General features: G+C 73.0%; 4 protein-coding genes. 3 read left to right on the top strand and 1 reads right to left on the bottom strand.

The annotated features are described in order from the left end of the window. Positions 1-61: 61 nt before the first annotated feature. The 3 genes from V7E46_RS32300 to V7E46_RS32290 all read left to right on the top strand — a co-directional run bounded on the left by V7E46_RS32300 (position 62) and on the right by V7E46_RS32290 (position 4148). Positions 62-1279: a sensor histidine kinase gene (locus V7E46_RS32300; RefSeq protein WP_333771733.1), complete on the top strand. Its 1218-nt coding sequence runs from the start codon at positions 62-64 to the stop codon at positions 1277-1279. Between the two features lie 247 nt (positions 1280-1526). Further along, complete coding sequence (locus V7E46_RS32295) at positions 1527-2618, top strand: lytic polysaccharide monooxygenase (protein ID WP_333771732.1); 1092 nt, start codon at positions 1527-1529, stop codon at positions 2616-2618. A gap of 210 nt (positions 2619-2828) precedes the next feature. Next, complete coding sequence (locus V7E46_RS32290) at positions 2829-4148, top strand: sensor histidine kinase (RefSeq protein WP_333771734.1); 1320 nt, start codon at positions 2829-2831, stop codon at positions 4146-4148. Between the two features lie 102 nt (positions 4149-4250). Here the strand turns inward: V7E46_RS32290 and V7E46_RS32285 are convergent, their stop codons facing one another. Then, on the bottom strand, positions 4251-4781 hold the full coding sequence (locus V7E46_RS32285; protein WP_333771731.1) for a hypothetical protein: 531 nt from the start codon (positions 4779-4781) through the stop codon (positions 4251-4253). Positions 4782-5073: the final 292 nt, after the last annotated feature.

The raw sequence follows: 5073 nt of genomic DNA, 5'->3' as shown, positions 1-5073 counted from the left end.
ACCCAGCTCCCGCCCACTCCCCCCATGGCGCGGGAGGCCGCTCCCCCGGCAGGCTGGGGCCATGAACGCCTCGCCGCCCTCCGCATCCCGCACGGTCACCGCCGCCGCGGCCGACCCGGCCGACAGCGCCGCCCTCCCGCCACCGCGCTTCGCCTTCGACGCTGTGACGTGGAAGGAGATCCTCAACCTGCTGCTCAACCTCCCGATGTCGATCCTCGGCTTCGTCTACGTCGTCGCGACGCTGTCGATCGGCGCGGGCCTGTCGGTCACCGTGATCGGCCTGCCGCTGCTCGCGATGGGCCTGCTGGGCTGCCGGATGCTGGGCACGGTGGAACGGGCCAGGGCGCGCAGGCTGCTGGGGGTGCAGGTGGACGACCCGCGTCCGCTGCGGCCCGGCAACCTGGGCTTCCTGCCCTGGCTGTGGGTCACGCTGAAGGATCCGGTGGCCTGGCGGCACGCGCTGTATCTGGCCATCCGGCTGCCGTGGGGCATCGTCACCTTCACTGTGACGCTGACCTCCCTCTTCGTCGCCTGGCCTGTGCTGCCGTTCCTGTCCCGCGGGATGTCGGCGGTGGACCGGGCGCTGGTACGCGGGCTGCTCCAGCCGTCCGACGAGCTGGAGCAGCGGATCGCGGAACTGGAATCCGACCGGGGTGTCGTGGTGGACACCGCTGCGGCCGACCTGCGGCGGATCGAGCGCGACCTGCACGACGGGGCGCAGGCCCGCCTCGTCGCCCTCGCGATGGACCTCGGCATGGCGAAGGAGAAGCTGCTGGAGGACCCGGCAGTGGGCGCGGTCATGGTCGAGGAGGCACACGGCGAGGTCAAGATCGCCCTCCAGGAGCTGCGCGACCTGGCCCGCGGCATCCACCCGGCGATCCTCACCGACCGCGGCCTGGACGCCGCCCTGTCGTCGGTGGCCACCCGCTGCACGGTCCCGGTCTCGGTCACCGCGGACCTGCCCGCCCGCCCGGCCGAGGCGATCGAGGGCATCGCCTACTTCACCGTCTCCGAGCTGCTGCAGAACGTCAGCAAGCACAGCGGCGCCTCGCACGCCTCGGTGGACCTGTGGCGCAGCTCCGACCGGCTGATGATCCAGGTGCGCGACGACGGGCGCGGCGGCGCCGACGTGTCGGCGGGCTCGGGCCTGGCGGGGCTCGCGGAGCGCCTCGACTCGGTGGACGGCCTCTTCGTGGTCGCCTCCCCGGCCGACGGCCCGACCGTCGTGACGGCGGAACTCCCCTGGCGCGACCGCGACTTCCGCCGGCCGCAGCGGTGAAGCGGCACTGAATCGGCACCGAGGCGGCACCCAGCCGGAGCTGACCCGGCCCGGCGCGCCGCGGCCCGCGGGACGTGGCGCGCCGACTTTGGCATGTACCTGTGATCGAGCTGTTTACACGTCCTTGATGTGCTGTTAGCTTCGCGAATGGGAGCGCTCCCATGAAGTCTCCCGCCTACCCCCCACCCCCGGGGACCCGGCTGCGGTGGACCACGGCCCCGGGGACGTTCCCGGAAAGGTCACCACCTTGAAGAGAAACTCGAAGAGAAACCGGAAGCTCTCCTTAATCGCTGCCCTCGCCACGCTGCTCTCGGCCCTCGGCATCGTCCTGCTCGGCCAGGGCTCCGCCCAGGCGCACGGCGTCGCGATGGCGCCCGGCTCGCGTACGTACCTCTGCTACCAGGACGCCAAGACCGCCACCGGCGCGCTCACCCCGACCAACCCGGCCTGTGCCGCGGCGGTCGCCCAGAGCGGTACGACGCCGCTCTACAACTGGTTCGCGGTGCTCGACTCCAACGCGGGCGGCCGCACCTCCGGCTACGTGCCCGACGGGACGCTGTGCAGCGCGGGCAACAAGTCGCCGTACGACTTCTCCGCCTACAACGCGGCCCGCGACGACTGGCCGCGCACGCACCTGACGTCCGGCTCCACGATCCAGCTCCAGTACAGCAACTGGGCCGCGCACCCGGGCACGTTCCACATCTACGTGACCAAGCAGGGCTGGTCCCCGACCACCCCGCTGGCCTGGGCCGACCTGGACCCGATCGGGACCAGCACCAACCCGCCCGCGGTGGGCTCGCCGGGCACCGACGGCGGCCACTACTACTGGGACCAGGCGCTGCCCGCGGGCCGTACGGGCAACGCGCTGATCTTCATCCAGTGGGTGCGCTCCGACAGCAACGAGAACTTCTTCTCCTGCTCCGACGTCGCCTTCGACGGCGGCCACGGCGAGGTCACCGGCATCCACCTCGGCAGCACCACCCCGCCGACCACGCCGCCCACGTCCCAGCCGCCGACCACCCCGCCGGGCGACGGCACCTGCATGGCCATGTACTCGGTGACCAACGCCTGGAGCGGCGGTTTCCAGGGCGAGGTCGAGGTCATGAACCACGGGACCTCGCCGACGAGCCACTGGAAGGTCAACTGGACGCCGGGCACCGGGACGCAGATCAGCAGTCTGTGGAACGGCACCCTGACCACCAGCGGCGGGGCCGTGAGCGTGACCAACGCCGCCTACAACGGCACGATCGCCCCGGACGGCAACACCACGTTCGGCTTCACGGCCAACTCGACCGGCAACAACCTCCCCATCGGGTCCACCACCTGCACGTTCTCGTAACAGGCTGAAGCGCTGACACCTTGACGCGCTGACACCGGTGTCCGCCCCGCACGGCCCCGCGGCCGTGCGGGGCGGACGCGCGCCGGGCGGCGGACGGCCCCGGGTAGGGGTAACCCCACCCCGAAGAGACCGATCGGCACCATGGGTCCGCGATCCCCGCCGGGCGAGTCTTGGGGTATGACGAGCAGCGCGGAAAGGACGGTCCCGACCATGGCGTACGGCTACGAGGTCCAGGAGCAGGAGCGGCACCGCGTCCCGGTCGCGGTGCGGGCGCCCTTCGAGGCCAGGACGTGGCGGGAGTTCGGCTACGCGCTGCTGAACCTGCCGATGGCCGTCACCGGCTTCGTGTGGACCGTCACGATGCTCTCGCTCAGCGCGGGCCTGCTCATCACCTTCATCGGGCTGCCGCTGCTGGTGCTGAGCCTGGGCGGCTGCCGGGCGATCGGCCGGGTCGAGCGCGGCAGGGCCCGCGGGCTGCTGCTGCTCGACGTGGACGAGCCGGGGCCGGTCCGCACCAAGGGCAAGGGCTTCCTGGCCAGGATGGGCGCCCAGCTCGGCAGCGGCGTCAACTGGCGGCACGCCATCTACACGCTGCTGCACTTCCCGTGGGGCATCTTCACCTTCTCCGTCTCCCTCAGCTTCTTCACCTACGGCTGGGGCCTGCTGACGTACCCGCTGTGGCGCTGGATCTTTCCGGTCTACTTCGGGCAGCAGGGCCTGCAGATGTACGGCAGCGGCGACGGCAGGCACGGCTGGTGGCTGCACACCCCGGCGGACATGGCGCTGTGCGTGGTCGTCGGCGGGCTGCTGGTGCTGGCCATGCCCTGGGTGATCCGCGGTATGGCCCACGTGGACCGGATGATGGTGCTCGGCCTGCTCGGCCCTTCCCGGCTGGACGACCGGGTCACCGAACTGGAGTCCGACCGGGGTGTCGTGGTGGACACCGCCGCGGCCGACCTGCGGCGGATCGAGCGCGACCTGCACGACGGGGCGCAGGCCCGCCTCGTCGCCCTCGCGATGGACCTCGGCATGGCGAAGGAGAAGCTGCTGGAGGACCCGGCAGTGGGCGCGGTCATGGTCGAGGAGGCACACGGCGAGGTCAAGATCGCCCTCCAGGAGCTGCGCGACCTGGCCCGCGGCATCCACCCGGCGATCCTCACCGACCGCGGCCTCGGCCCGGCGCTGTCCGCGGTCGCCGCCCGCTGCACGGTCCCGGTCACCGTCACCGTGGACCTGCCGGCCCGGCCGGTGCCCGCCATCGAGGGCATCGCGTACTTCACCGTCTCCGAGCTGCTGCAGAACGTCAGCAAGCACAGCGGCGCCTCCCGCGCCTCGGTGGACGTCTGGCAGGTCGAGGACCGGCTGATGCTGTACGTGTCCGACAACGGGCGCGGCGGCGCGTCCCTGTCGGCAGGTTCCGGGCTGGCCGGTCTGGGTGAGCGCCTCGACTCCGTGGACGGTGTCCTCGCGGTCGACTCCCCGCCCGGCGGCCCGACCCGCGTGACGGCCGAGCTGCCCTGGCGCGCCTGACCGGCGCCCCGCTCTCCGCGCGCTCCTGCCCGCCCCCCGTCCGGTTCGCCCGGGCGGGGGTGAGCCGCGTCCGGGCGCACTTCGCTGTTCGCGGTTCGCGGCCTACGGGAGGGTGTGGGCGGGGCGGCCGGCCAGCGCGGTCAGCCGGACGCGGGGGGCGAAGTCGTCACCGTGGAAGGGGGAGTTGGCCGAGCGGCTGAAGCGGGCGGCGGGGTGCGGGCGCCAGTGCTCGGGGCGTACGACATGGAAGGTCGCCGGTTCGCCCGGCGCCGTCGGGCGGCCCGCGAGGTCGGCGACGCCGCCGACGGCCGCCGGGCGTACGGACATCACGGCGGCCACCGCGGCCCAGTCCACCGTGCCGGTACGCAGGTCGGTGAAGACGTCGGCCACCACCGGCAGCGCCGTCTCCAGGGACGTCAGGCCGAAGGCCGCGGTCAGCCAGGAACCGGACTTCGTACGGGCCGGGTGCGGGGCGTGGTCGGTGGCGACGATGTCGATCGTGCCGTCGCGGACGATGGCGGTGCTCTGCGCGGGCTGGGCGAAGGCGGTGCCGTGCCGGGCCATCGCGGTGGGCAGGTCGAGCACCAGTCCCGCGTCGTCCACGCAGCGCCCGTCGTCGGAGAAGAGGGTCACGCCCGCGAGAGCGGCTCGGTCGCCGGCTGGCTGGCGGCGGGCCTGCCGCCCGAGACGGTCGGCGCCCACCTCACCGGCCCGCTGCCCGGCCGTACCTCCCCCGGGGGCGCGGGGAACCGCGCGACCAACCCCCACCGGGGACGCGGGCCGCCACCGACCCAAAGGGGCTGTTGCCGTCACATCCGGACCACCGCCCGATGACCGGCTGAGCGCACAGCTCCCCGCGCCCCCGGCAGGCACCGAAGGGGAACCCCACACCCCCGCACCCCAGGGGACCCCCTTACACAGAGAC

This window comes from Streptomyces sp. IBSBF 2435 (assembly GCF_036815005.1).
Classification (GTDB): Bacteria; Actinomycetota; Actinomycetes; order Streptomycetales; family Streptomycetaceae; genus Actinacidiphila.
Note: the sequence above shows the minus strand (reverse complement) of the source record. Positions and strands in the feature narration are given on the sequence as shown.